This window comes from Pseudomonas bohemica (assembly GCF_002934685.1).
In the GTDB taxonomy this organism is placed as follows: Bacteria; Pseudomonadota; Gammaproteobacteria; order Pseudomonadales; family Pseudomonadaceae; genus Aquipseudomonas; species Aquipseudomonas bohemica.
In genome coordinates this window covers 100,779-126,246 of the sequence record NZ_NKHL01000105.1, presented here as the reverse complement: position 1 = coordinate 126,246, position 25,468 = coordinate 100,779, and the positions used below count along the sequence as shown (strand labels likewise).

21 protein-coding genes are annotated in these 25,468 nt (G+C 61.0%); 14 read left to right on the top strand and 7 right to left on the bottom strand.

The window, feature by feature from the left end; translation table 11 throughout:
- Window positions 1-78: 78 nt before the first annotated feature.
- Window positions 79-1,155: an ABC transporter substrate-binding protein gene (locus tag CE491_RS12580; protein WP_110948670.1), complete on the bottom strand. Its 1,077-nt coding sequence runs from the start codon at window positions 1,153-1,155 to the stop codon at window positions 79-81.
- A gap of 221 nt (window positions 1,156-1,376) precedes the next feature.
- Between CE491_RS12580 and CE491_RS12575 the strand changes: the two genes are divergently transcribed.
- Window positions 1,377-2,309 carry a LysR substrate-binding domain-containing protein gene (locus CE491_RS12575; RefSeq protein ID WP_110948669.1) on the top strand — a complete coding sequence of 311 codons (933 nt, stop codon included), beginning with the start codon at window positions 1,377-1,379 and terminating at the stop codon, window positions 2,307-2,309.
- Here the strand turns inward: CE491_RS12575 and CE491_RS12570 are convergent.
- Entirely contained in the window at window positions 2,303-3,304 is a 1,002-nt protein-coding gene (locus CE491_RS12570; RefSeq protein ID WP_110948668.1) for a quinone oxidoreductase family protein, read from the bottom strand. The genes CE491_RS12575 and CE491_RS12570 overlap by 7 nt on opposite strands.
- Window positions 3,305-3,442: 138 nt before the next feature.
- Between CE491_RS12570 and CE491_RS12565 the strand changes: the two genes are divergently transcribed.
- From CE491_RS12565 to CE491_RS12555, 3 genes are all read left to right on the top strand, one after another.
- Complete coding sequence (locus tag CE491_RS12565) at window positions 3,443-4,312, top strand: LysR family transcriptional regulator (protein WP_110948667.1); 870 nt, start codon at window positions 3,443-3,445, stop codon at window positions 4,310-4,312.
- 168 nt (window positions 4,313-4,480) lie between these two features.
- Complete coding sequence (locus CE491_RS12560; RefSeq protein ID WP_199885081.1) at window positions 4,481-4,933, top strand: GlcG/HbpS family heme-binding protein; 453 nt, start codon at window positions 4,481-4,483, stop codon at window positions 4,931-4,933.
- Between the two features lie 231 nt (window positions 4,934-5,164).
- Window positions 5,165-5,398: a hypothetical protein gene (locus tag CE491_RS12555; RefSeq protein WP_110948665.1), complete on the top strand. Its 234-nt coding sequence runs from the start codon at window positions 5,165-5,167 to the stop codon at window positions 5,396-5,398.
- 8 nt (window positions 5,399-5,406) lie between these two features.
- Here CE491_RS12555 and CE491_RS12550 read toward each other — a convergent pair whose 3' ends face one another.
- Window positions 5,407-5,724 (bottom strand): hypothetical protein, encoded by a 318-nt coding sequence (locus tag CE491_RS12550; protein WP_110948664.1) that lies wholly within the window; start codon window positions 5,722-5,724, stop codon window positions 5,407-5,409.
- A gap of 197 nt (window positions 5,725-5,921) precedes the next feature.
- Between CE491_RS12550 and CE491_RS12545 the strand changes: the two genes are divergently transcribed.
- Window positions 5,922-6,380: an REP-associated tyrosine transposase gene (locus CE491_RS12545; protein ID WP_110948663.1), complete on the top strand. Its 459-nt coding sequence runs from the start codon at window positions 5,922-5,924 to the stop codon at window positions 6,378-6,380.
- 194 nt (window positions 6,381-6,574) lie between these two features.
- Here the strand turns inward: CE491_RS12545 and ydiJ are convergent, their stop codons facing one another.
- Complete coding sequence (gene ydiJ / locus CE491_RS12540) at window positions 6,575-9,598, bottom strand: D-2-hydroxyglutarate dehydrogenase YdiJ (RefSeq protein ID WP_110948662.1); 3,024 nt, start codon at window positions 9,596-9,598, stop codon at window positions 6,575-6,577.
- 159 nt (window positions 9,599-9,757) lie between these two features.
- Between ydiJ and CE491_RS12535 the strand changes: the two genes are divergently transcribed.
- Entirely contained in the window at window positions 9,758-10,642 is an 885-nt protein-coding gene (locus CE491_RS12535; protein ID WP_110948661.1) for a LysR substrate-binding domain-containing protein, read from the top strand.
- A gap of 210 nt (window positions 10,643-10,852) precedes the next feature.
- On the opposite strand, the gene CE491_RS12530 is transcribed toward CE491_RS12535, so the two are convergent.
- Both CE491_RS12530 and CE491_RS12525 read right to left on the bottom strand, forming a co-directional pair.
- Entirely contained in the window at window positions 10,853-13,195 is a 2,343-nt protein-coding gene (locus tag CE491_RS12530) for an FdhF/YdeP family oxidoreductase (RefSeq protein ID WP_110948660.1), read from the bottom strand.
- Between the two features lie 26 nt (window positions 13,196-13,221).
- A complete protein-coding gene (locus CE491_RS12525) occupies window positions 13,222-14,337 on the bottom strand; it encodes a catalase family protein (protein ID WP_110948659.1) in 1,116 nt (371 codons plus the stop codon).
- 317 nt (window positions 14,338-14,654) lie between these two features.
- Between CE491_RS12525 and CE491_RS12520 the strand changes: the two genes are divergently transcribed.
- Both CE491_RS12520 and CE491_RS12515 read left to right on the top strand, forming a co-directional pair.
- On the top strand, window positions 14,655-16,028 hold the full coding sequence (locus CE491_RS12520; protein ID WP_110948658.1) for an iron-containing redox enzyme family protein: 1,374 nt from the start codon (window positions 14,655-14,657) through the stop codon (window positions 16,026-16,028).
- A 4-nt stretch (window positions 16,029-16,032) separates the two neighbouring features.
- On the top strand, window positions 16,033-17,016 hold the full coding sequence (locus CE491_RS12515; RefSeq protein WP_110948657.1) for a N5-glutamine methyltransferase family protein: 984 nt from the start codon (window positions 16,033-16,035) through the stop codon (window positions 17,014-17,016).
- 127 nt (window positions 17,017-17,143) lie between these two features.
- Here the strand turns inward: CE491_RS12515 and CE491_RS12510 are convergent, their stop codons facing one another.
- Window positions 17,144-18,394, bottom strand: coding sequence for an IS256 family transposase (locus tag CE491_RS12510; RefSeq protein ID WP_110948656.1), 1,251 nt, complete (start codon window positions 18,392-18,394; stop codon window positions 17,144-17,146).
- A gap of 249 nt (window positions 18,395-18,643) precedes the next feature.
- On the opposite strand from CE491_RS12510, the gene CE491_RS12505 reads away from it, so the two are divergent.
- From CE491_RS12505 to gcvP, 6 genes are all read left to right on the top strand, one after another.
- The gene (locus CE491_RS12505) at window positions 18,644-19,243 is read left to right on the top strand and encodes a biliverdin-producing heme oxygenase (RefSeq protein ID WP_110948655.1); all 600 of its coding nucleotides are present in this window, start codon (window positions 18,644-18,646) and stop codon (window positions 19,241-19,243) included.
- Window positions 19,244-19,335: 92 nt separating this feature from the next.
- Complete coding sequence (locus CE491_RS12500) at window positions 19,336-19,761, top strand: YbaN family protein (RefSeq protein ID WP_110948654.1); 426 nt, start codon at window positions 19,336-19,338, stop codon at window positions 19,759-19,761.
- A 62-nt stretch (window positions 19,762-19,823) separates the two neighbouring features.
- The gene (locus CE491_RS12495) at window positions 19,824-20,174 is read left to right on the top strand and encodes a DUF5064 family protein (RefSeq protein WP_110948653.1); all 351 of its coding nucleotides are present in this window, start codon (window positions 19,824-19,826) and stop codon (window positions 20,172-20,174) included.
- A gap of 148 nt (window positions 20,175-20,322) precedes the next feature.
- On the top strand, window positions 20,323-21,831 hold the full coding sequence (locus CE491_RS12490) for a sigma-54-dependent transcriptional regulator (protein WP_110948652.1): 1,509 nt from the start codon (window positions 20,323-20,325) through the stop codon (window positions 21,829-21,831).
- A gap of 364 nt (window positions 21,832-22,195) precedes the next feature.
- Window positions 22,196-22,579 carry a glycine cleavage system protein GcvH gene (gene gcvH / locus CE491_RS12485; RefSeq protein ID WP_110948651.1) on the top strand — a complete coding sequence of 128 codons (384 nt, stop codon included), beginning with the start codon at window positions 22,196-22,198 and terminating at the stop codon, window positions 22,577-22,579.
- Window positions 22,580-22,589: 10 nt separating this feature from the next.
- Window positions 22,590-25,448 (top strand): aminomethyl-transferring glycine dehydrogenase, encoded by a 2,859-nt coding sequence (gcvP, locus tag CE491_RS12480; RefSeq protein WP_110948650.1) that lies wholly within the window; start codon window positions 22,590-22,592, stop codon window positions 25,446-25,448.
- Window positions 25,449-25,468 lie beyond the last annotated feature (20 nt).

Sequence of the window (25,468 nt, the reverse complement as noted above, 5' to 3'; positions counted from 1 at the left end):
TGGCGTGCCACGCAGGCGAACCTGCGTCTCCAGTATGGTTTTCGGAAGGATCGGGGCGTTGTGCGATCAGGTCAGCGATCAGCGCTCGACGGTACGATTCCAGCGGGTCGTCCACTCGCCGCGCTGCTGGTTGATGGTGTCCCAGTCAACCTTGATCAACGCGTTGACCTTGTCCGGTCCATAGGGCATCCGCGCGGCAATGTCCGGCGGCAAGGTGACGGTCTGGTTGACCGGTGCAAAGCCGTTCTCCCGGGCCTGGATTTGCTGGACTTCGGGCGACAGTACGTATTGGATGAACGCTTGGGCGATTTCCGATTGCGCATTGGGGGTGACGCTGCACGCCGCGATCTGCAACGCGATACCGCCTTCCTTGGGGTAGATGAATTTCAGCGGGAAACCGGTGCCCTGCAGGGCCACCGCACGGCCGCTGCCATACACCGCCATGACCACGTCGCCGTTCTGCATCATGCCGTCCATCTCGCCGGGCGCCGACACCCAGGCCAGGACGTTCGGGCCGATTTCATCCTTGAGCGCCTTGAAGCCGGGGTCGATATTCTTCTCGCCGCCGCCGCGCAGACGAGCCATTTCCACCAGCGTGTGCAGGCCATAGGTGTTGGTCACCGGAGGCATACCCAGCAGTTGCTTGTAACGGGGGTCAGTGAGGTTTTCCCACGAGTCGGGCGCCGCCCAGCCCCGTTTCTTGAAGGCCTCTTCGTTGTAGCCGATGCCGGTCGCCACGACGCCGATCCCGGTCGCTTCAGGACTCAATCGCGCGAGGGGGTAAAGGTCCTTGTACACCGGCGCGTCGCTGAGCTTTTCACACAGCCCCATCTGCAATGCCTGGTACATCGGGCCGTCATCCATCATCGCCACGTTGATCTGCTGGCGCCCCTTCTGCGCCTGCAACTTGGCCAGGGTTTCGGTGGAGTTACCGGCGACGTAGACCACCTTGACGCCATGCTGCTTCTCGAATGCGGGAATGATCCTGGTCTTGTACATCTGCTCGGTGGAGCCGCCGACACCGGCGACGTACAGCGTCGATTCGGCGAACGCCGGAGCGCTGCTCAAACCCGCGAGCGTCAGGGTAACGGCAACCGCGAGACGGTTGAACGGGCGAAACGGCTGTGTTGCTGAGGTCGAGTTAGGGCTAATCACAGACTATCTCCGAAGTGCGTGGGGCAGATCGAACAATGCGTCAGTCGCTTCAGGATGAACCGAAGCCATGCATGCACGGTGCATGCTCCCGGCGAATCCATCGCGGGGTGGCGCATCTTCATGTGCGCTTTGGGTTGCTGATTCGAGTATTGCGACAGCCCTCCCATATGGTCAAATACGGATATCCGGGTTAGTTATTCATATTTGATATGGAGGTCAGCATGAATTTGCGGCAGATCGAAGCGTTTCGCAGCGTCATGCGTCTGGGATCGATGACGGCGGCCGCCGAGGTGCTGTACACCTCTCAGCCCAACGTCAGCCGGCTGATTTCCCAGCTGGAATTGAGCACGGGGCTGACCTTGTTCAAGCGTGCAGGCGTGCGGCTGATCCCGACGCAAGAAGGCCAAGCGTTCTTTCAGGAGGTCGAGCGGGCCTATGTCGGCATGGACAGCCTGAGACTCTCGGCCAAGAACATCCGCAACCTGGGCACTGGGCGGTTAAGGGTGGCCGCCGTGCCGTCGACCGGCCTGAGCGTGATTCCGAGGGTGCTGAAAACCTTCACCGATTCGCGGCCCGAACTGACCGTGTCGCTGCACGTGAACTCCTCGCCCACGGTCGAGCAATGGGTCAAGTCGCAGTTCTGCGACCTGGGCATCGTGGTTCACCCGGGCGACGTCAGCAGCCAGCAGATCGAGTTGCTGGCGACGGTGGCAGCCGTCTGCGTCTTGCCTGCCTCACACCGATTGGCGGACCGCGCGCATATCGACTGCACCGACCTGGAAGGCGAAACCTTTGTCTCGCTGTGCCACGGCGACGGCACGCGATCTCTGGTCGATGGGGTGTTCGAAACGGCAGGCGTCGAGCGGGTCATGGCCGTGGAGGCGCAATACAGCGCGATCAACTGCGAGATGGTGGCGCTGGGCATGGGCGTCACCCTGGCCCATCCCCTGGTCGCGCGGGATTATCAGCACCGCGAGATTGTGATCCGCCCGTTCAAGCCGGACATTCTGTTCCCCACTTATGTCATCTGGCCGCCCGCGGAGAAACGCACCCGAATCGCCGAGGAGTTCATTGAAACGCTAAAGGCGTTTTATCAGGACTCGTTCGACGATCAGGGTTACGGAAGGGACGAGGTTTCAAACCACGCTCAATGAGCCCCGTCGATGCACATCACTGACTTGCCGATCTGCTCACGAGCCTCAATGCGCGCATGAATCGCCTGCACCTCTTCCATCCGGTAGCGCCCTTCGATCTCGATGTTCAGCGAGCCTTCGAGAATCGCCCCGAATACCGCATCGGCGCGGCGCTGGACGGTTTGGCCGTCACCCATGTGATCGGCCAACCGCGGGCGGGTCAAAAACAGCGAGCCGGCCTCGCCCAGCTCTATCGGGTCCAGGTCGGTCACCGAGCCGGAAACGTTGCCGTAGTTGACGATCAGGCCACGGGTACGGCAGGCCCGAAAGCTGTCACGCAAGGTACTTTTACCCAACGAATCGAACACCACATCCACGCCCCTGCCGAGGGTCGCTTCGCGGATTCGGTCAGCGAAATGACCTTCGTCATAGAGCATGGCGTGATCGGCGCCCCGGGCGACGGCGATCGCACATTTTTGCTCGGTGCTGGCCGTGGCGAACACCTTCGCCCCTCGCGCCCTGGCCATCTGCACCAGCAACTGCCCGATGCTGCCGGACGCCGCGTGAACCAGACAACTGCTGCCCGGACTCAAGTGCGCGATGTCCTCCACCAGATAGTGCGCCGTAGCGCCCTGGAAGATGGCCGCGGCGGCCAGATCGAAAGCGATACCGTCGGGAATCTTCGCGATTCGTTGCGCGGGAACAGCAGCGTATTCAGCATAACTGCCCCACGAGATGCACCAGGCCACGCGATCACCGACCGCAAGATGATGCACGCCTTCGCCCACTTCAACGATCACCCCCGAACCTTCCATACCCAGCGTGCACGGCGCACGAACCGGGTAAGTGACCGAGGCCGCGTACTTCCCCTGACGCGTGTGCACATCCATGAAATTGATCCCTGCACAGGCGACCTTGACCACCACCTGCCCCGGCGTCGCCGAAGGTTTGGGCAAGTCCGTGCGTAGCTGCACGACCTCAGGCCCGCCATAGTTTTCGATCATGATGCCTTTCATCAGGTGAAGACTCCTTGCGCAGAATGTTCAGAGGGCCGTGCGCAGCGCACGTCCCTCAATGACGGAATCCATGATAGAACGGTGCGCTCAGATCGATAATTCCCAAATCCCTCACACCCTCCGATCGGAAATTGACCGATGCTCGACTGGCAGGATCTTTATTTCTTCACTGTCCTGGCGCGGACGCAATCGCTCTCAGCCGCCGCCAGAGAACTGCGCGTCGAGCACGCCACCGTGGGTCGTCGCCTCGACGCGCTGGAAAAAGCCTTGGGCCTTCGATTGGTGGATCGGCTGCCCAGAAGCCGCCCATTGACGGAAGCCGGACGTGCGTTGAACCGCATCCTCTGCCCCCTGCCGAGGATCGCCGGTGAGGTACGGCAGCTATCGCGAGTAGCGTCGATTGACGTGGCGGGAACCGTCCGGGTCAGCGCCCCGCCCTCGTTGGCGATCCACACCCTTGCCCCGCACATCGCCGGATTGCGCCAGCAGCATCCCGGGCTGAACGTTGTCCTGCTGCCGTCGCTGTCCATGGCCGCTTTGGACAAAGGTGAAGCGGACATCGCCCTGCGCACGGTTCGCCCGGAAGAAGACGCGCTGGTGCGCCGAAAAATCGGCGTCGTCCGCTTCGCCTTGTACGGCAGCGTCGAGTTCTCCAGGCGCCCAGCCGAGCAGTGGACCTTCATCGCCTACGACGACAGTCGCGATCATCTGCCCCAGCAGGCCTGGCTTCACCAGATCCGCCGCCATCGTCCGGTGGTGTTCGCTGCCGGCGACCTGATGTCTCAGCAAATGGCCGCTAGGTCTGGCGTCGGCGCGGTGGTGCTGCCGACCACGGTTGGCGATAACGACCCTGCGCTCCAGCGCCTGCTCGTTGACAGCGAAGCTCCTGCGCGCGACCTGTGGCTGACGGTGTATCCCGACCTGCGTCGCTCGCCTTCCGTGAAGGCGGTTATGGATTTTCTGGTGGCATGCGTCGAGCGAGAGGCTCGTTTACGCAGCCAGGGTTAAGATGATCCGAGGTAAAACAGCCGAAGGAATATCATTACCCGAAGGTAACGATTTCGCCGTTTTCGTCTAATACTCGTCATCTGCTTCCGGTTTATCTTGGGTTTTTCCTCAAGAGTGACCGACACAATGCAGTCAAGATCCAATCGCTTGCTCATTACCTTCAGCCTCATGACGTTTGCATGGGGTGCTGGTGCACAAGCTGAAACCACCCCACCCACTGAACAGAAGCCGGTACTGGGCCTCGACTCGGCGATCAAGCTGGTACAGACCGCTCGCGCCTATGCCGACGCGCATCACTGGCCCTGCGCTATTTCGGTCGTTGATGACGGCGGCTGGAACCTGGCGTCGGCGCGAATGGATGGCGCGCCGGTGGTGGCAGGTTCCGATCTGGCGCAAGGCAAGGCGCGCACGGCGGCGTTGTTCAAGCGTCCTTCGGACGATCTGGAGAAAGCAGTCAATGGCGGGCGGTTCGCAGCAGTCACCGCAGGCCTGGTGATGATGAAAGGCGGTCAGCCGGTCACGCGCAACGGACAGGTGATCGGCGGCATCGGCGTCAGCGCCGACACCCCCGCCCACGACGATGAAATTGCACTGGCGGCATTGGGCGCATTGGTAGACTGAATCGAGCGCTCTAGTGTTGTCGCCGGTTCCGGATCGAGAAACCGAGGCCTGGACCGGCGCGAATCAAGCCATCTGCCGCCTCCCGACAAACCGTCTCACGCTTTCGATAAACCCGCCTACACTGCCCTGTGAAGTCCTCGGGGATGACGTCCAGCCGTCCGCTCGCCTCCGACAATCCCCGTCACCTCAATCGAACCGACCACTGCGTCCTCAACGCCGGGAGGTGTATGTATGCCGAACAGACGTCCCCCTTTCACCATGGATTGCTGGAACAAAGACTGGATCGTCCACGGGCACAAGCTGGTTTGCCGGTCGTGCGGCGCCAGCCAATGCCCTGCGACGGACGAGCCGTTCAGGCATACCGAAGCCTGTGCGATATCCGGTGCTGGCGCGCGGTACCCCTGGCGTGAACTCAACGACATCCTCAAGGAAGGAGTGGCGGAGTCCAGACGCATGGTGCATTGATTGTTCGCTCAGACGCTGCAAGTGCGTCTCACGACGTCGGAGAAAGTGAAATATTCGTCGGCCGCATACACCGCCTTCGCTGCCGTCGTAACCTCCGACGTCTTCCACAAGTTACGCGGCGTATCGGAATTATGCGCATACACACGATCCCCAGTAGCAGCCCGGCCGGGCCGGCCTTTGATCGTCGCGTTCGGCGGCGTCTGAACTTCGCGTTTGAAGAGCAAGATCGACAGCAGATGCAGATGCTCAAGCCCGGCGCAGAACCTGTGGGAGCTGCCGGAGCCGTGCGACTGCCGCGAAAGCGTAGTGCCAGACAGCACATCCATAACTGATCCACCGCCTTCGCTGCCGTCGTAACCTCCGACGTCTCCTACAGGGATTGTGCCAGCCCGAACAGCGGCGGCGAACCTGACTTGGTGGAAGCCAGCGAGCCATATGTTCACATTCTGAAGCAGACAACGGACACGCTTTCTCGCTCAACACAGTAGCCTTGGCGCCCCGCATAAAACCAGGAAGACATGGAATGTCCGTACCTGCCAGTTCCAGGCGACTGCGCCTCGGCCGTTACTCTCAAACAGGTCAGATTTACATGATCACGGCCGTCACTTATAACCGCCAGCCGTTTTTCAGCGACTGGCGGGCGGGCCGGCTGCTGGTGCATCAGTTTCGCAAAGTACAACAGGATGACTTGGCAGAGTCACTGGCTTGGGTGGTGATGCCAGATCACTTTCACTGGCTGGTCCAACTCAAACAGAGCGAGCTGTCGGCAATCGTGCACAGGGTCAAGTCCCGAGCCGCGCGAGAGGTGAATGCGTATCTGGACAGGTCTGGCCAGTTTTGGCAAAGAAGCTTCCATGACCGCGCTGTCCGCCATGAAGAAGACATACAGTCCACCGCCCGCTACATAATCGCCAATCCGATACGCGCAGGACTGGTAAAGCGGGTGCACGATTATCCGCTGTGGGACGCGGTCTGGCTTTGATGAAGGACATAACCTCTTCGCATTGTGCCGGTTTGCGGCAACCAACCGGCGTCCACAGCGCCGCGCTCCCTTCATATTCCGCCATGCAGTCCACCCTGTAGGAGACGTCGGAGGTTATGACGGCAGCGAACGCGGTGGGTCTGCAGGCGTATTAAGCAATTGACCCACCGCTTTCGCTGACGCACCAGCCTTCATTACGTCAACAACCGCTCCAATACCACTTCCAGCGGATGGCGCAATGCCCGGTCCGCCTGACGCTTGACCTGGCTGCGGCATGAATACCCCGTCGCCAATGCCTCGCCCGGCTTATCCAGCTTGGTCGCCCAGGACTGTTCGAAGATGATCTTCGAGGCTTCCTGATTGCGCGCCTCGTGGCCGTAGGTGCCGGACATGCCACAGCAACCAGTGGCTTCAGTGACCAGTTTGAGGCCGATGCGGGCGAAGACTTTCTCCCATTGCGAGGTGCTTGCCGGAACGTTGGTTTTTTCGGTGCAGTGGGCCATTAGCCGGAATGTAGCGGCCTGGTTGGCGCCTGTGGTTTCAGGCAGCGCGTCGATCAGCCATTCCTGAGGCAACAGAACTTTCGGGCTACCCTCCAGCCCCGGCACTTTCTGGTATTCCTGGCGATAGACCAGGGTCATCGCCGGGTCCAGGCCCATCAGCGGCACGCCGCAATCGGCCAATGCCTTGAGTTGCGTGGCGTTACGCACGGCGGCCTTGGCGAACGCGCCGAGGAAACCCTGAACGTGCAGCGGCTTGCCATTGGCGCTGTACGGCGCCAGGAACACCCGATAACCCAGTTGATGCACCAGTTGAATGAGCGACGCCAGCAACGGCGTTTCGAAGTAGCGGGTAAAGGCGTCCTGCACCAGCACCACACTGCGCTGACGCTGCGCATCGCTGAGTTCGCGCAGGGCCGGAACACTGGCGATCGCCACGTTGCAGCGGGTCAGTGTGCTCTGAAGGTTGTAGCGATGAATCAGCGGGCTATCGACCATCCCGACGTGGCGCTCGAGCAGGCCGCTGACCCACTTCGAGCCCATCACCGCGTTGTACAGGCCCGGCGCATAGGCCATGTACGGGATCGAGAACTCCAGCGAGCCGATCAGGTAATCGCGCAACGGACGCTGATAGCGACCGTGATACAACTCGAGAAACCGCGAGCGAAACTCCGGCACGTTGACTTTGATCGGGCACTGCCCGGCGCACGACTTGCACGCCAGGCAGCCAGCCATGGCGTCATAGACCTCATGGGAAAAGTCCGCCTGTCCCCGGGAGCGCGCCAGATTATTGCGCAGTCGCGTCGGCAGGCCTTTGATCCACGCTGCCTTGCCTTTGGCCGCTTCCAGCACATCAATATTGGCCGCGCCTTGCAGACGCAACCACTCGCGAATCAACGATGCACGACCTTTGGGCGAGTGCTGGCGGTCGCGTGTGGCTTTCCATGATGGGCACATTGCGTCGTTCGGGTCGAAGTTGTAGCAGGCGCCGTTGCCGTTGCAGTGCACGGCGGTGCCGAAGCTTTGCCAGACGCGCTCGTCGATCTGCCGGTCCAGGTCGCCGCGCAAGGTGACTTCGTTGACCTTGAGCAGGCCCTCGACAGCATCCGGTGGGGTGCAGATCTTGCCGGGGTTGAGCTGGTTATGCGGATCGAACGCGCCCTTGAGCGACTGCAGCGCCGGGTAGAGCTCGCCGAAAAACGCCGGCACGTATTCCGAGCGCAGGCCCTTGCCATGCTCGCCCCACAGCAGGCCGCCGTAGCGTTGAGTCAATGCGGCGACGGCATCGGAAATCGGCTTGACCAGCGCGGCCTGGGCCGGGTCTTTCATGTCCAGCGCCGGACGCACGTGCAGCACGCCCGCGTCGACATGACCGAACATGCCGTAGGCAAGGCCGTGGCTGTCGAGCAAGGCGCGGAACTGCGCGATGTAATCGGCCAGTTTTTCCGGCGGCACGGCCGTGTCTTCTACGAATGGCTGCGGACGAATCTCGCCCTCGACGTTGCCCAGCAGGCCCACCGAACGCTTGCGCATGGTGTAGACGCGCGTCACCGCTTCAGCGCCTTCGGACAGGGTGTGGCCGAGGCGCTCGATCGTCTTGTCGGCCCGCAGATGCTCGACGAATGCCGCGACTCGAGCGTTGACCTCGGCCACTTCGTCGCCGCTGAACTCCACGAGGTTGATGCCCAGGGTCGGGCGCTCGGCATCTTCCGGGAAATATTCGGCGACGCTGTGCCAGACGATGTCTTTCATCGCCAGCATCAGCACCTTGGAATCCACGGTTTCGATGGACAGCGGCTTGTGCGCCAGCAGCGCGTTGGCATCGCGCAGGGCATCCATGAAACTGCTGTAACGCACATTCACCAGCACCGAATATTTTGGAATCGGCAGCACATTGAGCTTGGCTTCGACCACATAGCCCAACGACCCCTCGGCGCCGCACAGCACACTGTTGAGGTTGAAACGTCCCTGCTCGTCTCGCAGGTGCGCCAGGTCGTAGCCGGTCAGGCAGCGATTGAGTTTGGGAAACACCGATTCGATCAGATCGGCCTGGGTTTCCTGGATCTGCCGTGCGGTGCGGTAGACCTCGCCGATACGACCGGGCTGGGCACAGGCTGACTCCAGTTGTTCGTCGGACAGTGGCTGGCTGTGCAGACGCTCGCCGCCCAGCAGCACGCTGTGCAGTTCCAGCACATGGTCACGTGTCTTGCCGTAGGTGCAGCTGCCCTGCCCGCTGGCATCGGTGTTGATCATGCCGCCGACCGTGGCGCGGTTGGAGGTCGACAATTCCGGGGCGAAGAACAGCCCATGAGCTTTGAGCGCGGCATTGAGCTGGTCCTTGACCACCCCCGCCTGCACCCGCACCCAGCGCTCGGCAACGTTGATTTCGAGGATGTGGTTCATGTGCCGCGAGAGATCGACCACGATGCCATCGGTCAACGACTGGCCGTTGGTCCCGGTGCCGCCGCCCCGCGGGGTGAGCTTGATCTGGCGGAAGCGAGGCTCGGCCATCAGCGTCGCGATGCGCGCGACGTCATCGGCGTCCTGTGGAAACACCGCCGCTTGCGGCAGGCGCTGATAGATGGAATTGTCGGTCGCCAGCACCGTGCGGGTGGCGTAGTCGGCGCTGAGCTGGCCGCGGAAACCGCTGGCGCGCAGCGCATCGAGAAATTCAGGGTACTGGGCAGCAGGCGTCGCGGTAGGCAGGTGGGCGATCATCGTGGGATGGCCTCTTGTCGGTCTGATCACGGAAAACAGCAAAATACTTGTCGCCCGAGCATTAATCGGTCAGCCTCGGGTGTTTGTTTGCGCCAATGATCCTGCAGGCTTGAGTGCTATACAAATGGATATTCCTGCCGCTATCGATGACTTTTCCGAATGAATTACCGCCATCTCACGCCGTCCATGTCTTTGCTGCTGGCTTTCGAGGCCGCGGCGCGGCATGAGAGCTACACCCGCGCCGCCGTCGAACTGTCGCTGACCCAAAGCGCGGTGAGTCGTCAGGTCCAGGCGCTGGAGCAGCAACTGGGCCTGACGCTGTTTCGCCGGGAAGGCCGGCAAGTGCAGTTGACCGACGTCGGACGCCTGTATCAGCGAGAAATGAGCGAGGCCCTGGGGCGCATTCGCAGCGCGACATTGCAGGCCATGGCGTATCAATCCGGGGGCGGCAGTTTACGTCTGGCGACCCTCCCGACGTTCGGTTCCAAGTGGCTGCTGCCGCGCCTGCATGACTTCTACAAGACCCACCCCGGCATGCTGGTGCACATCAACTCGCGGATCGACGCCGTGGACTTCGAAACCAGCGGCATCGATGCGGCGATCGTCGTGGGGCACGCCGGGTTGCCCGGCCTCATCAGCCATCGCCTGCATGCCGAAGAACTGGTGGTGATCGTCTCCCCACAGACCGCGAAAGGGCATGAACGCTGGAACCCCGAACACATCGCCGAACAGATGCTGCTCAACGTCGCCAACAACCCCAATGTCTGGGGCGACTGGTTCAGCCATCACCACCTGCCCCACCGAATGATGCGGCTGGGGCCGAGCTTCGAACTGACCTCCCACCTTATTCAGGCGGTGAAAGCCGGGATCGGCATCGGCCTGGTGCCGCGCATTCTGGTGGCCGACGAACTGGCCAGCGCCGAACTCATCACCCTCGACCTGCCTTTCGCCAGCCAGCGCAGCTACTTCCTGACCTACCCGCCCCGCAACGAAATGCTGCCGTCGTTGCAGGCGTTTCGGGGCTGGTTGTTGGGGCAGATTTGACGGAGGCGGTTCAGGGCGCCTGGCGTCAATCCCAATTCGGCCATCGGGTACGCCGCCGAACCTGTTGCAGACGCTGCAGGTTACGACGGCAGCGAACGCAATGTCGGGAACACTCATCGCAACTGACCTACTCCGACGCCTGCGGCAGGCTGCTGCCGTTTTCGGGCGGTGGGCCAAGCAGACAATGAATGGCCTTGACACTTTTGCTGACTACACCACCTGATCCTTCCTCGGCAGCGCTCGCTCTTGCGTATGTGCATCGGCCTGGGCCTTGTGCAGGGTGACCGGCACTGACTTGGCAGCTGGCACTTTGCTGCGCTCGGCGTGGTGCCAGAGCGGAACGAGGGGATTGCACTCGGGGTAATAAGCGGCCGCGCAACCGGTCGGGATGTCGTAGGCGATGATTTGCATTGGCCCGACTTCCCTGAGCACTTCAGGCTCGATGGCCGTGCGCAATGTCACCCAATCCCCAGGCGCGAACCCCAACCGCACCACGTCATTGCGGTTCATGAACACCACGCTGCGCGTCCCGTGCACGCCGCGAAAACGGTCGTCATAGCCGTAAATCGTGGTGTTGAATTGATCGTTGCTGCGCAGGGTCATCAACTGAATGACATCACGCGCCCCGAAGCCCGAAGATACATCGTCATTTTCATCGAGGCTGCGAGGCGAGACGAAACGCGCCGTGCCGGTTTCGGTTTTCCACTGCCGCTGTGCAGCGGGGATCGGCCGATGAAAGCCACCGTGCTCCCACATTCGCGACTCCATGTCATGAAAGATTTCCGGATAAACCTGAGCAATCGCCGCACGAATCTTCGCGTAATCCCGACGCCATTCTTCCCAGGGAATCTGTTCCCGACCGTCGAGAGTCGCCTGCGCCAGCCCGGCGATGATCGCGACCTCCGCGCGCAGCTGTTCGCCACCCGGCTCACTTCTGCCCTGCCAGGCGTGGATGCAACCCGTGCTGTCCTCGGTGCTATAGACCTGCTCGACACCGTCCTGCACATCCATCTCGATACGCCCCAGACACGGCAACAACCACGCACGCTGGCCAGGTATCAGGTGGGTGCGATTAAGCTTGGTGGCGACCTGAACATTGAGTTCGAGGCGCGACCATGCAGGTTCCATGCGATCGGTGTCGGGGACTGCGCGCAGAAAGTTTCCGCCCAGGCCGATGAAGGCTTTGACGCTGCCATCGAGAATGCCCATGCAGGCGTCGACCGTGGCCAGCCCTTTGCGTTGCGGCACCTTGAAGCCGAACAACGATTCGATCTTGTCCTTGGGTACCTTGGCCGGGTCTTCGGTAATACCCACCGTGCGCTGGCCCTGCACGTTGGAGTGGCCGCGCACCGGGCAGATGCCTGCGCCCAGCTTGCCAATGTTGCCGCGCAGCAGCAGAAGATTGACCAGCATCTGCACGTTCTCCACGCCGTGGCGATGCTGAGTCATGCCCATGCCGTAGATCACCATCACCCGCTCACTGCGGGCGTAGACCGTCGCTGCCGCCTCCAGCGCGTTGCGACCGAGGCCTGAGCGCCTTTCAAGCTCCTCCCAGCTATGGCGGTTCACTTCAGCAATGAACGCCTCAAAGCCATCGGTGTGCTCGGCGATAAACCCGTGATCGAGCACAGTGCCGCCGGCCGCCCGATCCATTTCCAGCAACGCCTTGGCCATGCCCATCACCGCCGCCGTATCGCCGCCAATGGCCACCTGGTGGTATTGCGTACTGATGATCGTAGACTCCGGCCCGAGCATTTCACGCGGCGACTGTGGATTGACGAAGCGCTCCAGTCCGCGTTCGCGAATCGGGTTGAAGGTGATGATCGGCACCCCTTTTTTGCGCACCTCTTGCAGCGGGTGCAGCATTCGTGGGCTGTTGCTGCCCACGTTCTGGCCGAAGAAAAAGATGCAGTCGGTGTGCTCGAAGTCGGCCAGGGTGACCGTACCCACCGGCACGCCGATGCTTTCTTGCAGCCCGACAGAGGTGCTCTCGTGGCACATGTTCGAGCTGTCGGGCAGGTTGTTGGTGCCATAGGCACGGGCGAACAACTGGTACATGAACGATGCTTCCAGCGACGCACGTCCAGACGCATAGAACACCGTCTGATCCGGCTCCAGCTGACGCAACTGCGCACCAATTTGCGCGTACGCCTCCTCCCAGGTGGTGGTCTGGTAGCGATCGGTTGCCGGGTCGTAACGCAGCGGATGCGTCAGACGTCCATGTTGCTCAAGATCGTAATCTTCCCAGTTCCGCAACTCAGTGAGCGAGTGCTTTTCGAAGAAATCCGGCCCGGTCCGCAGCGAGGTCAATTCCCAGGCCGTGGCCTTGGCACCGTTCTCGCAGAACTCCAGCGCGTGAGGGTTGCCCGGCTTGGCCCAGGCACAGCTGACACAGGCAAAACCCTTGGGCTTGTTCTGGCGGAACAATGCGATGGGCGCCTTGCGATAAGCCTGTTCACGCCAAAGGATATTCATCACCGAATGGGCCGAACCCCACCCTCCGGACGCGGAGGAATAGGGCCTGAAATGCGCAACGGGGTGTAGAAGCTGCATGGTGTAACCTCGCCCGAAGGCTGGACTCAGCGTTGACCCTGGGTAGGGCGTGGTTCGTGCATCGGGCAACCATTGTGCTCGGCGCGAAAGCCCGACGACATCTCGTACGACGGCTTACGCACCCGCATCACCCCGCCCAGCGGACGGTGCGCCTGCAGGCCATGCCACGGGCTGAATGCCATGCCGTCGTCGATCTCCCGAACGCTTTCAGGACTCCAGGCTGGCTGCGGATCAACTTCGATGCGGGCGACACTGACGTAAGGACTCAGGTCTTCGGGCCAGACGACCGAAGCATCTTCGATCGGCATTTTGTCCAGATCCGAAGCCAGCTGGATACGCACCTCCCAAACCCCGCCGTGCTGGGCGAAATAGTCGTTTACCGCCTTGCGCAAACCGTCCGGATTACCCTCGAAATCCACATGTTTATCGGTCAGCGCAGTCAACGATTCGGCAACCGGGACCACCGCCAATTTGGCGTAATAAGGGCCATAGAGAAACGGCACCACGCTGTAGAACGTCTCGCCAAGAATATGGGTTTGCGGGTGGCCGCCCAGACTCTTCAGGGTACCGCTCTCGCCGCCCATTGCCTCGATGGTCGACTCGACGCCGCGCAATAGCGCAGAGAACGCCTTCTTCATCCCCGCTGCCTTGTCAGTGGTTTTCGCCAGCAGCTTCAATGTTTTCAGGAACGCCTTGGGATCTGCCGCGGTGAACGCCTTGGCGTTTTGCATCACGAAGTCCTGCGTCACGTCACTCTCGGAACCCGGCAGACGCGGTCCTTCGACGCCGACGATCTTCAGCGCCAGGCCCCGTGGGGTAGAAACCTTGTCATCGAGGATGTCGCCAGGGTTGGTGGAAAAACGCATGACCACCGGCAGGGTGCCCGGTTTGGCGAAAGCGCCCTGGGCGAGCTGCGGCGCCAGGTTCTCGAGAACCGTGATCCGGCCACGGAGCAAGCCATGGGCTTTTGCATGAACACTGCGGTTGGCGTGCCCCTCGTCCTTGAAGGTAGTTTCCAGGATCGAATGCAGCGTCTCGGCCAGTTCTTTGCTGGTTTGAGCCTCGTCCTCGGGAATCACTTCAAACGACTGCTCAAAAGGCAAAGGCACCACGGCCAGGCGCGTTACAGGTAAGTCACTCATCAGGTTATCTCCGCTGGAATCAGCCATAGGTCACGGGTTGATCTGCCCGTCGGCGGCGCTGTTCCGCGCGTTTTCGACTGGACACATTGCAAGTGACTACTGCCGATTTGCCATCGTTCAGCGGATCGATACGACTCAACGACAGATGGTAAAACCACCTCCCGGCATGATTTGCGACCCGATTGCACTTGCCAATACCAAACAACAACGTCGATTCATTCCTGACCGGTCGCTCATCCATCGCTGCACAAGTCTTTTGAATTATCCGTAAATGCCCCTCTCTGACGTACATACCAAGAACGTCAGCAGGTTTTCACATGACATCCTTACAGCGGCTTTCCCAGCCATCTGCCGTTACACACACCACATCAGATACGAACTTCTCGCTCTATTCAGCGTTGCTTCATGCTCCCGCCGAAAGCGATCACCAGCGCGCCCGTGACTTTCTCCATCAGCAACTGGAAATCGCCAAGGCCCTGCCGTCAAATCTTCCTCAAGACGTGGCCGAACTGACCGCATGGGTGGCCAGCAACAGCCAGTCCGTCGCTGAACGCTATCGCACCTACCTGGAGGAACGGCATGCGGGCGGCGACCGACGTTTTTTCAGCAACAAGGCTCACGCGTTGTATTTCCTCCAGCACGTCGCCCCAAGCAAGCTGGTAGACGGAGCATGGCTGTACGGCGCGGTCCGCCATGCCGATGATTGGAGATACCACGGTTTGATCCGCACTTATCTTGAGGAGTTGGGGGACGGCGACCCGGCGCTCAATCATGTGCTGCTGTATCGCAATCTGCTGACCGAACACGACTGCGCGCCCAATGCGCCGCTCGAGGATGACCTGTATCTGCAAGGCGCTATCCAGTTGGCGCTGGGACATTTGTCTGACGAATTCCTGCCTGAGGTCATCGGCTACAACCTGGGCTACGAGCAATTGCCGCTGCATCTGCTGATCACCGCCTTCGAGCTCAGCGAACTGGGTATCGATCCTTATTACTTCACGCTGCACGTGACGGTCGATAACGCCAGCACCGGCCACGCGCAAAAAGCCGTCGCGGCAGTGATGAATATGCTGCCCAGCGACGACTCGCGCAGCGATTTCCTGCGACGTCTGCGCGCCGGTTATCTGCTCAATGATCTGGGCCTGAGCTCCAATGATGTGGTCGGTGAGTTCGATCTCGAGCGGGAGGTGGTCAGGATGCTTGAGAACAAGAGTACCTTCGGCCAGCACATGCACTCCGACTACTGCCGGCTTGAAGGCCGCACGATCAATGAATGGCTGGGCACGCCAGGGCAAAGCCGACAGCTGCTCGCCGCGCTGGAAAATCGCGGCTGGATCAAGCGTCACCAGGACCCTGCGCAGAGTCGCTTCTGGCAACTCATCAATGGCGCCGGTGCGGTCATGTTTGGGGTGTTCAGTGGTTATGAAATGCAATTGCTGAGCGACTGGATAGCGGGTGACTGGATGCCGGGTGAATCGTCGCGTCAGGCAAACCCGTTTCGAGCGCGATTTCGTAAAACCGCGAATCTCACGGCCGTCGATGCTTCCCGTGCGCATGGAGAACCGGACCGTGAAAGCGCTTCGCGCACGGTTGACGACCTCATTGCGCTGATGGCGCCCGCCTCTCATTCCACGCCGGAAGGCTTGAGTGCTACTCGAACCTACGCACAGCGACTTTCCCCTGGATACTGACACGATGAATAACCTCAACTCCCTGGACCCGACTCCGCCTGACGTATCCGCGGATGCCGATCACGATCTGGCCCTGCTGCGGTTGGGTCAGCATTTGAACGCCGAGCAGTACCGATTCGTGACGGTGACGCCGTTGACTCATCAACGGGTCAACCAGCGTGAGGAAAATCGCAAAGCGCGAAGCCTGCGGGATATTTTTGGCTGGAGTCGGCCGTTCGAGAGCGAGCTGCTGCCGGAGTCGGAACTGCAGGCGTTGCTGGACAGCGGCGTGTTGCGCGCCCATGCCGGGCTATGGGTCAGCGACGTACGCTGGTCCACCCTGGATGATCTGTTGTTCGTGCATTCCAGCTTTCCCACGGTGGCCAATGATTCGGTGTTTTTCGGCCCGGACACGTATCGCTTCGCTCAGGCGATCGAGGAACATCTTCGCACCTCCAGCCATCCGGTCCGCACAGCGGTGGACATCGGATGTGGCAGCGGGGTCGGTGCCATCCTGATTGCCAGGGCCAGGCGTGATGCGCAGGTGTTGGCGGTGGATATCAATCCGACGGCACTCAGGTTCACGACGATCAATGCGACGCTGGCGGGGGTGGAGAATGTTTCGGCGTACCACAGTGACATTCTGGCGGGCACTTCGGGTGAGTTCGATCTGATTGTTGCGAATCCTCCATACATGCAGGACACCCAGCAGCGGGCCTATCGTCACGGCGGGGAGCAATTGGGCTCTGAGCTTTCGGTGCGGATCCTCAAGCAAGCGGTGGAGCGGCTGACGGTGGGCGGGAGTCTGGTGCTGTATACCGGCGCGCCATCGGTTGAGGGGGTCGATCTTTTTCTGGACCAGGCTCGGGCAGTGGTCGACACGCCGGAGTTGGCGTGGACGTATCGGGAGATGGATCCGGATGTTTTTGGTGAGGAGCTGGAAGCGGCGCCTTATGAAAGCGCGGATCGGATTGCGGCGGTGGTTTTGACGGTTACGCGGAGTCGGTGAATTTTTTGGAGGCGGATTTGGCGCTGGTTTGTCGTAACGACGCCCCTCGGATACACATACACATCCGGGACTGTCAGATTTTTTGTGTGCGGGCCGGTAACGGCCTGCCGTCAGGCAGGCCGTGCTTTTACCAGGTCGGCCTGATAAATCGATCTCCGTACAGAATCGCGAATTGATTCATCGCATTCTTCCAATCATGGGCCGCAGAGCCCCAGTTTGCTGTGATATTGCGCAGCCCAAGCCAGATCAGTTTGGTTGCTGCATCGTCGGTCGGGAAGTGGCCGCGAGTCTTGATGATCTTTCGTAGCTGAGCGTTGATGCTCTCGATGGCGTTGGTCGTGTAGATCACTTTTCGGATCGCAGGCGGGAAAACGAAGAATGGAATCACGCGATCCCAAGCCCGTCGCCAAGCCGCCACTACCGTGGGATATTGCTTGCCCCAGGGCCCGCTTCCAAACGCATCCAGCGCTTGCTCGGCCGCTTCGGCGGTGACTGCCTGGTAAATCGGCTTGAGCGCCTTGGCCAGCTCGCGACGCTTATCCCAGGCCGCGTAATCAAGGCTGTTGCGGATCAGATGAACGATGCAGGTCTGCAGTGTCGTGTCTGGAAACACGGCGCCAAGGGCTTCTGGCATGCCTTTGAGGCCATCGGTCACGGCAATCAATACGTCTTCGACGCCGCGAGTCTTCAGATCGTTGAACACCTTCATCCAGAACTTGGCGCCCTCAGTATTTTCGATCCAGATGCCGAGAATATCGCGTGTCCCGTCAGGCAGAACACCCAGGGCTAGGTAGATCGCCTTGTTGCGAACCAGCCCCTCTTCGCGAATTTTGACCCGCAGGGCATCAAAGAAAATCACCGGATACATCGGCTCCAGAGGCCGCTGTTGCCACGCACCGATCTCTGCCATGACCTCGTCGGTGACAGAGCTGATGAAGTCAGGTGACACGTCCGTACCGTACTGCTCGGACAGAAACGCACGGATCTCTCTCACCGTCATTCCACGGGCGTACATGGCGATGATCTTGTCGTCGAAACCGGTGTAACGGCGCTCGTGCTTGGGGATCAGAATGGGCGAAAAACTGCCGTCCCGGTCGCGAGGGATATCCAACCGGATCGGGCCATCCCCGGTCAGAACCGTCTTACCGCTTTTGCCATTGCGCTGATTGGTTTCATCCTCTGGGCGCTCCGCGCCCGGCGGATAGCCCAGGTGATGACCGAGCTCGGCATTGAGGGCTCGCTCGATCAACGCCTTCTTGAACGCCGCAGAGGCGTCTTCGATGGCTTCAGCGGTCATCAGCCCGCCGCCGAACTGCTCGAGCAGCTCTTTAGGTATTTTTGGTAGCTCGCGTAACGCAGGTTTCTTTTTGGTTGGCATACATGCACCTCTTGCTCATGTTATGCCCGAACACAAAATTTCTGACACCCTCTCTAGGAGTCGGCGCACTGAAACCGCAGGCGCGCGCTTGCCCGCGCTTGCCTTCTGTCAGACCCGTAATTTTCGACTGACACACCGCAATCGCGGGCAAGCGCGCTCCTACACACGGTATGCGCTGCTCGCTACTTTTACGCTTTGTCCCCGCTCACTCGTCTCGTCTACAAGCGCCCTATTTGCAAGGAAGACACCATGCCCCAAGACCCGATTCGTCGATCCCAGCGCCTGAACCAGATCACTCACACACCTCACGAGCATCTGGACAAGGCAGTCAAGGCCAATGCGCCGTTCGAAACCCTGGCCAGCTATACCAGGTTCCTGACCGCCCAATACCTGTTTCAACAAGAACTCAAAGCGCTGTACACCGATCCTCAACTAATCGAACTGATCGCCGACTTGCCCGAGCGTTGCCGTGCCGAGCAGGCCAAGGCCGACCTTAACGACCTCCAAACGGCGATTCCTGAGCCGGTGGCCGGTGCTGTGGACAAACCGTCGCCCGCCGAAGCGCTGGGATGGTTGTTCGTCTCGGAAGGCTCGAAGCTCGGCGCAGCGTTTCTGATCAAGCGCGCCTGTGCTCTGAACCTCAGCGAGAACTTCGGCGCACGTCACCTGGGTGAGCCGGCCGGGGGCCGCGCCGAAGGCTGGAAACGCTTCATTAGCATCCTCGACGACCTGCCGTTCAGCGAGGAGCAGGAGGACGAAATCGACAAAGGCGCCGTGGCGGCATTCGAGCGGTTCAATGTGCTGCTGAACCACGCCTATACGTCGGCTCCGCAAGCCGAACTTGCCTGAATCGAAGCGTTTGGCGCCCGGCACTGTTAAGCTGGGCGCCTTTGCCGGGACGATCCGAGCAAAGCATCTTCACCCTGCCGTACCCGAGACTCATGACCAGCACACCCCCAGGCAGCAAACTGTCCCGCATCCTTTTCGGCATTCTGGCTTATGTCAGCCTCGCCATCGGCATCATCGCGATTTTCATTCCGGGCCTGCCGACCACCGAATTCATCCTGCTGGCCGCCTGGGCCGCGACCAAAAGTTCACCGCGCCTGAGCGCCTGGCTGGAGAATCATCGTCTGTTCGGCCCGATGCTGAGCAACTGGCGCAACGGCAAGCTCATCGCCCGCAGCGCCAAGATCAGCGCCACAGTGACCATGTTGATCTGCGCGGTGGTGATGCTGGTGGTGCTCAAGCACAACTGGTGGATCTATTTCGCGGTCACCGGCATGCTGCTGGTCAATCTGTGGATCTGGTCACGGCCTGAGCCTTGCGCGAGAGGCGCCAAGGGTGCAGAGTCTTCCGGCCCACGCTGAACCGAGGCACAAGCGAGCGGTCTGCTTGCTTACCGTCATCGTTATCAAAGGGGAGCAGTCACATGTTCGAGCCCGGCCATCTGCACATCGCCCACTTTGCCCTGCAGCCGCACGATGTTGGCTATGACATTCATATCCGTTACGAAGTCAGCCAGACCGATGCAGGCATTGGGATGCATTTCACCCTGCAAGGCGAGATCAACGGCAAGGCCGTCGACGAGACCTTCGACCTGCTCAAGGACAAGGCCTACAACTTCGCCAGCGACGCTTCACACATCCTCGAAAAGCACGGCCTGCCCAAAACCACCGATCTGCACAACATGCACGGTGAGTACGACGCAATGTTCGAAGACATCCGCCACCAGTTGCACATGAAATCCGGTGATCCAGTAAAACCGGAGCATTTGCAGTAACAGAAAGAACACCGCGCACCTTTGGGGGCTTCTGGAAATGCGCGACAGAAGCTCCCACGCTCAATCCTGCCCCAGACTGCGGTGGCAACGCACACGACGTTTACTGGCATAATCGCCTCCGTCTATCGCCCGAACCTCCTCCCAGCTCATGCGCATCCACGTTACGTTCATCGACCGCGTCGGTATTACCCAGGAAGTGCTGGCGATCCTCGGTGGGCGCAATCTGAACCTCGATGCAGTGGAAATGGTGCCGCCCAACGTCTACATCGACGCTCCGACGCTGAGCCACGAAGTTCTCGAAGAACTCAAGGACCGGCTGTTTCGCGTGCGCGGCGTTGAAGCAATCACCGTCGTCGACATCCTCCCCGGCCAGCGACGTCACCTTCAGCTCGATGCCCTGTTGGCAGCCATGACCGACCCGGTCCTGGCGCTGGACAGCGCGGGACACGTGTTGCTGGCGAACCCGGCGCTGGTGGCGTTGTGCGGTCGTGAGCCTGCTGGCGAGTCGGTGGGCGACCTGTTTTCCGACCCTGCGCTGCAAACCGCGTTGCTGGAAAATGGCTTCCGGCTGCCCCTGCGCGAGGTCACGCTCAATGGCGAGGCACTGCTGCTGGACGCCACCCCGATCACCGACGCGGGCGCGCTGCTGACGCTGTATCTGCCCAGTCGTATCGGCGAGCGGCTGTCGGCGCTGCATCATGATCACGCCGAAGGTTTCGACGCCCTGCTTGGCGACTCGGCGCCCATTCGAACTCTCAAGGCTCGCGCCCAGCGCGTGGCTGCACTGGATGCGCCGCTACTGATCCAGGGCGAAACCGGTACCGGCAAAGAGCTGGTCGCCCGCGCCTGTCATGCGGTAAGTGCGCGCAACGGCGCGCCGTTCTTGGCATTGAACTGCGCGGCCCTACCGGAAAGCCTCGCCGAAAGCGAGCTGTTCGGGTACGCCCCCGGCGCTTTCACGGGTGCGCAACGCGGTGGCAAGCCCGGCCTGATGGAGCTGGCCAACCAGGGCACGGTGTTTCTCGACGAGATCGGTGAAATGTCGCCCTATCTGCAAGCCAAGCTGCTGCGCTTTTTGAATGACGGCAGCTTCCGCCGCGTGGGTGGCGACAAAGAGGTGCAGGTCAACGTGCGGATCCTTAGCGCCACCCATCGCAATCTGGAGAAAATGGTCGCCGAAGGCACCTTCCGCGAAGACCTGTTCTATCGCCTGAACGTGCTGAATCTGGACGTCCCACCGCTGCGTGAACGCGGCCAGGACATTCTGTTGCTGGCGCGCTATTTCATGGAACAGGCGTGCACCCAGATCCAGCGCCCAGTCTGCCGTCTTGCGCCAGGCACCTACCCGGCACTGCTCGGCAACCGCTGGCCGGGCAACGTGCGGCAATTGCAGAACGTCATTTTCCGCGCGGCGGCGATCTGCGAGAGCGCACTGGTAGACATTGGGGATCTGGACATCGCTGGCACCTCGGTCGCGCGACAGAACGACGGTGAGATCGAAAGCCTGGAAGCCGCCGTCGAGGGCTTTGAAAAGTCGTTGCTGGAAAAGCTCTACAGCCACTATCCGTCGACCCGGCAACTGGCTGCACGGTTGCAGACTTCGCACACCGCGATTGCCCACCGCCTGCGCAAGTACGGGATTCCCGGAAAAGCCTGAACACCAGTAGCAGCGCTTGCCCGCAATGCGGTGGGTCATGCACATCGATGGCAGCCGACCCAACACATCACGGGCTTGTGCGCTCCTATTTCGATCCGGTGGTTTGCGGAACGGTTTCATAACGCCGTAACGAAAACGTTCCAATCGCGCCATATGCCCGGCCCACAAGGCGTTGATCGCACAAGACTTTTCAAACCCCATATATCCGTATCGATTTCGCTACACCCACATACTCCAAAAAAATCCAAATCCCTTTAAAAGCCTTGATCTACAGGCCTCGGCCAAGGTTGGCCGCAAATTTGCTATGACCATTCCCATCATGCTTGCGCCAACGACAAGCAGTTATTTATTCAGGGGAGTCTCCATGAGCGAGTTGCGTTTTACCGAGGATCACGAGTGGCTGCGGGCCGAAGCAGATGGCAGTGTCACCGTCGGCATCACGGCTTTCGCCCAGGATGCACTGGGTGACGTGGTTTTCGTGCAACTGCCCGAGCTTGCGTCCTATGACAAAGGCGCCGAAGCCGCGACCGTTGAGTCGGTCAAAGCCGCCAGCGGCGTGTACATGCCGTTGAATGGTGAGATCGTAGAGATCAATCCGGCGCTGGACGCCAACCCCGAACTGGTCAACGAAGATCCGCTGGGCCAAGGCTGGTTCTTCCGCTTCATCCCTTCCGACGCTGCTGCTGTCGGTCGTCTGCTGGATCAGCACGCTTACGACCGTCTGATCAAAGCCAACGCCGAAGCCTGAGGAACGCGTAATGACTGATCGCATCGAATTGAGCACCGCCAACGAATTCATTGCCCGTCACATCGGCCCGCGCGCCGACGACGAGCAGGCCATGCTCGCTACTCTGGGTTTCGACTCGCTGGAAGCCTTGAGCGCCAGTGTCATCCCCGAACCCATCAAAGGCACCAGCGTACTGGGCCTTGGCGCGGGTCAAAGCGAAGCTGACGCACTGGCCGACATCAAGGCCATCGCTGGCAAGAACCAGTTGTTCAAGACCTTCATCGGCCAGGGCTACTACAACACCCACACGCCGGCGCCGATCCTGCGCAACCTGCTGGAAAACCCGGCCTGGTACACCGCGTACACCCCGTATCAGCCAGAGATTTCCCAGGGTCGTCTGGAGTCGCTGCTGAACTTCCAGACCCTGATCAGTGACCTGACCGGCCTGCCGATCGCCAACGCTTCGCTGCTCGACGAAGCCACTGCCGCTGCCGAAGCCATGACCTTCTGCAAACGCCTGAGCAAGAACAAGGGCAGCCACAAATTCTTCGCCTCGACCCATTGCCACCCACAGACCCTGGACGTGCTGCGTACGCGCGCCGAGCCGCTGGGCATCGACGTGGTGGTGGCGGATGAAAGCCAACTGAGCGATGTCAGCGAATTCTTCGGCGCGCTGCTGCAATACCCGGCGAGCAATGGTGATGTGTTCGACTACCGTGAACTGGTCGAGCGCTTCCACGCCGCTAATGCCCTGGTCGCGGTCGCAGCCGATCTCCTCGCCCTTACCCTGCTGACCCCACCGGGCGAATTCGGCGCCGACGTGGCCATCGGCAGCGCTCAACGCTTCGGCGTTCCGCTGGGCTTCGGCGGCCCGCACGCGGCTTACTTCTCGACCCGCGATGCCTACAAGCGCGACATGCCAGGCCGTCTGGTCGGCGTGTCCATCGACCGTTTCGGCAAGACCGCCCTGCGTTTGGCCATGCAGACCCGCGAGCAACACATCCGTCGCGAGAAGGCCACCAGCAACATTTGCACCGCACAGGTGCTGCTCGCCAACATTGCCAGCATGTACGCCGTGTATCACGGCCCGCGCGGGCTGACCCGCATCGCTAACCGCGTGCATCACCTGACCGCGATTTTCGCCAAGGGCCTGAGCCAGTTGGGACTTAACATCGAGCAGGCGTTCTTCTTCGACAGCATCACCCTGAACACGGGCGCCAAGACAGCCGAGCTGCACGCCAAGGCACGCGCTCGGCAGATCAACTTGCGTGAAGTAGACGCCGAGCGTCTGGGCCTGTCGCTGGACGAAACCACCCAGCAGGGCGATGTCGAAGTGCTGTGGACACTGTTCGCCGCCGACGGTCAGGCCTTGCCTGATTTCGCCGCACTGGCCAGCAGTGTCGACGCGCGTCTGCCCGCTGAACTGAAGCGTCAATCGCCGATCCTCAGCCACCCGGTGTTCAACCGCTACCATTCCGAAACCGAACTGATGCGCTATCTGCGTCGTTTGGCCGACAAGGACCTGGCGCTGGATCGCGCCATGATCCCGCTGGGCTCGTGCACCATGAAGCTCAACGCCGCCAGCGAAATGATCCCGGTGACCTGGGCCGAATTCGGCAACCTGCACCCATTCGCTCCGGCCGAGCAGAGCGCCGGCTATCAGCAACTGACCGATGAACTGGAGGCGATGCTGTGTGCCGCCACCGGTTACGACGCGATTTCCCTGCAACCGAACGCCGGTTCTCAGGGTGAATACGCAGGTCTTTTGGCGATCCGCGCCTATCACCAGAGCCGTGGCGACGAGCGTCGCGACATCTGTCTGATCCCGTCGTCCGCTCACGGCACCAACCCAGCCACCGCCAACATGGCCGGCATGCGCGTGGTCGTAACGGCTTGCGACACTCGCGGCAACGTCGACATCGAAGACCTGCGCGCCAAAGCCATCGAGCACCGCGAACACCTCGCCGCACTGATGATCACCTATCCGTCGACCCACGGCGTGTTCGAGGAAGGCATCCGCGAAATCTGCGGCATCATTCACGACAACGGTGGCCAGGTGTACATCGACGGCGCCAACATGAACGCTATGGTCGGCCTCTGCGCGCCGGGCAAGTTCGGCGGCGACGTGTCTCACCTGAACCTGCACAAGACCTTCTGCATTCCCCACGGCGGTGGCGGCCCGGGTGTCGGCCCGATCGGCGTGAAATCGCACCTGGCGCCATTCCTGCCGGGCCACGGCAAGATGAAACGCAAGGAAGGCGCGGTCTGTGCGGCGCCGTTCGGCAGCGCGAGTATTCTGCCGATCACCTGGATGTACATCCGCATGATGGGCGGCGAAGGCCTTAAACGCGCTTCGCAGCTGGCGATCCTCAACGCCAACTACATCTCCCGTCGCCTGGAAGAGCATTACCCAGTGCTCTACACCGGCACCAGCGGTCTGGTGGCGCATGAATGCATCCTCGACCTGCGTCCGCTGAAAGAAACCAGCGGCATCAGCGTCGACGACGTGGCCAAGCGCCTGATCGACTTCGGCTTCCACGCCCCGACCATGTCGTTCCCGGTGGCGGGCACGCTGATGATCGAGCCGACCGAAAGTGAGTCCAGGGAAGAGCTGGATCGCTTCTGCGACGCCATGATCAAGATCCGCGAGGAAATCCGCGCGGTCGAAAGCGGCGCGCTGGACAAGGAAGACAACCCACTGAAAAACGCTCCGCACACGGCAGCGGAACTGGTCGGCGAGTGGCGCCATCCCTATAGCCGCGAGCAAGCCGTGTATCCGGTTGCCTCGTTGATCGAAGGCAAATACTGGCCTCCGGTCGGCCGTGTCGACAATGTGTTCGGCGATCGCAATCTGGTGTGCGCCTGCCCGTCCATCGAAGACTACGCCTGAACAGCCGCGAGCTTTAAGCC

Bases quoted from the DNA above. Each gene is read 5' to 3' on its own strand.
- CE491_RS12575 (WP_110948669.1), top strand. From the start codon at position 1,377: ATGAATTTGCGGCAGATCGAAGCGTTTCGCAGCGTCATGCGTCTGGGA.
- CE491_RS12570 (WP_110948668.1), bottom strand. From the start codon at position 3,304: ATGAAAGGCATCATGATCGAAAACTATGGCGGGCCTGAGGTCGTGCAG.
- CE491_RS12565 (WP_110948667.1), top strand. From the start codon at position 3,443: ATGCTCGACTGGCAGGATCTTTATTTCTTCACTGTCCTGGCGCGGACG.
- CE491_RS12560 (WP_199885081.1), top strand. From the start codon at position 4,481: ATGACGTTTGCATGGGGTGCTGGTGCACAAGCTGAAACCACCCCACCC.
- CE491_RS12555 (WP_110948665.1), top strand. From the start codon at position 5,165: ATGCCGAACAGACGTCCCCCTTTCACCATGGATTGCTGGAACAAAGAC.
- CE491_RS12550 (WP_110948664.1), bottom strand. From the start codon at position 5,724: ATGGATGTGCTGTCTGGCACTACGCTTTCGCGGCAGTCGCACGGCTCC.
- CE491_RS12545 (WP_110948663.1), top strand. From the start codon at position 5,922: ATGTCCGTACCTGCCAGTTCCAGGCGACTGCGCCTCGGCCGTTACTCT.
- ydiJ (WP_110948662.1), bottom strand. From the start codon at position 9,598: ATGATCGCCCACCTGCCTACCGCGACGCCTGCTGCCCAGTACCCTGAA.
- CE491_RS12535 (WP_110948661.1), top strand. From the start codon at position 9,758: ATGAATTACCGCCATCTCACGCCGTCCATGTCTTTGCTGCTGGCTTTC.
- CE491_RS12530 (WP_110948660.1), bottom strand. From the start codon at position 13,195: ATGCAGCTTCTACACCCCGTTGCGCATTTCAGGCCCTATTCCTCCGCG.
- CE491_RS12525 (WP_110948659.1), bottom strand. From the start codon at position 14,337: ATGAGTGACTTACCTGTAACGCGCCTGGCCGTGGTGCCTTTGCCTTTT.
- CE491_RS12520 (WP_110948658.1), top strand. From the start codon at position 14,655: ATGACATCCTTACAGCGGCTTTCCCAGCCATCTGCCGTTACACACACC.
- CE491_RS12515 (WP_110948657.1), top strand. From the start codon at position 16,033: ATGAATAACCTCAACTCCCTGGACCCGACTCCGCCTGACGTATCCGCG.
- CE491_RS12510 (WP_110948656.1), bottom strand. From the start codon at position 18,394: ATGCCAACCAAAAAGAAACCTGCGTTACGCGAGCTACCAAAAATACCT.
- CE491_RS12505 (WP_110948655.1), top strand. From the start codon at position 18,644: ATGCCCCAAGACCCGATTCGTCGATCCCAGCGCCTGAACCAGATCACT.
- CE491_RS12500 (WP_110948654.1), top strand. From the start codon at position 19,336: ATGACCAGCACACCCCCAGGCAGCAAACTGTCCCGCATCCTTTTCGGC.
- CE491_RS12495 (WP_110948653.1), top strand. From the start codon at position 19,824: ATGTTCGAGCCCGGCCATCTGCACATCGCCCACTTTGCCCTGCAGCCG.
- CE491_RS12490 (WP_110948652.1), top strand. From the start codon at position 20,323: ATGCGCATCCACGTTACGTTCATCGACCGCGTCGGTATTACCCAGGAA.
- gcvH (WP_110948651.1), top strand. From the start codon at position 22,196: ATGAGCGAGTTGCGTTTTACCGAGGATCACGAGTGGCTGCGGGCCGAA.
- gcvP (WP_110948650.1), top strand. From the start codon at position 22,590: ATGACTGATCGCATCGAATTGAGCACCGCCAACGAATTCATTGCCCGT.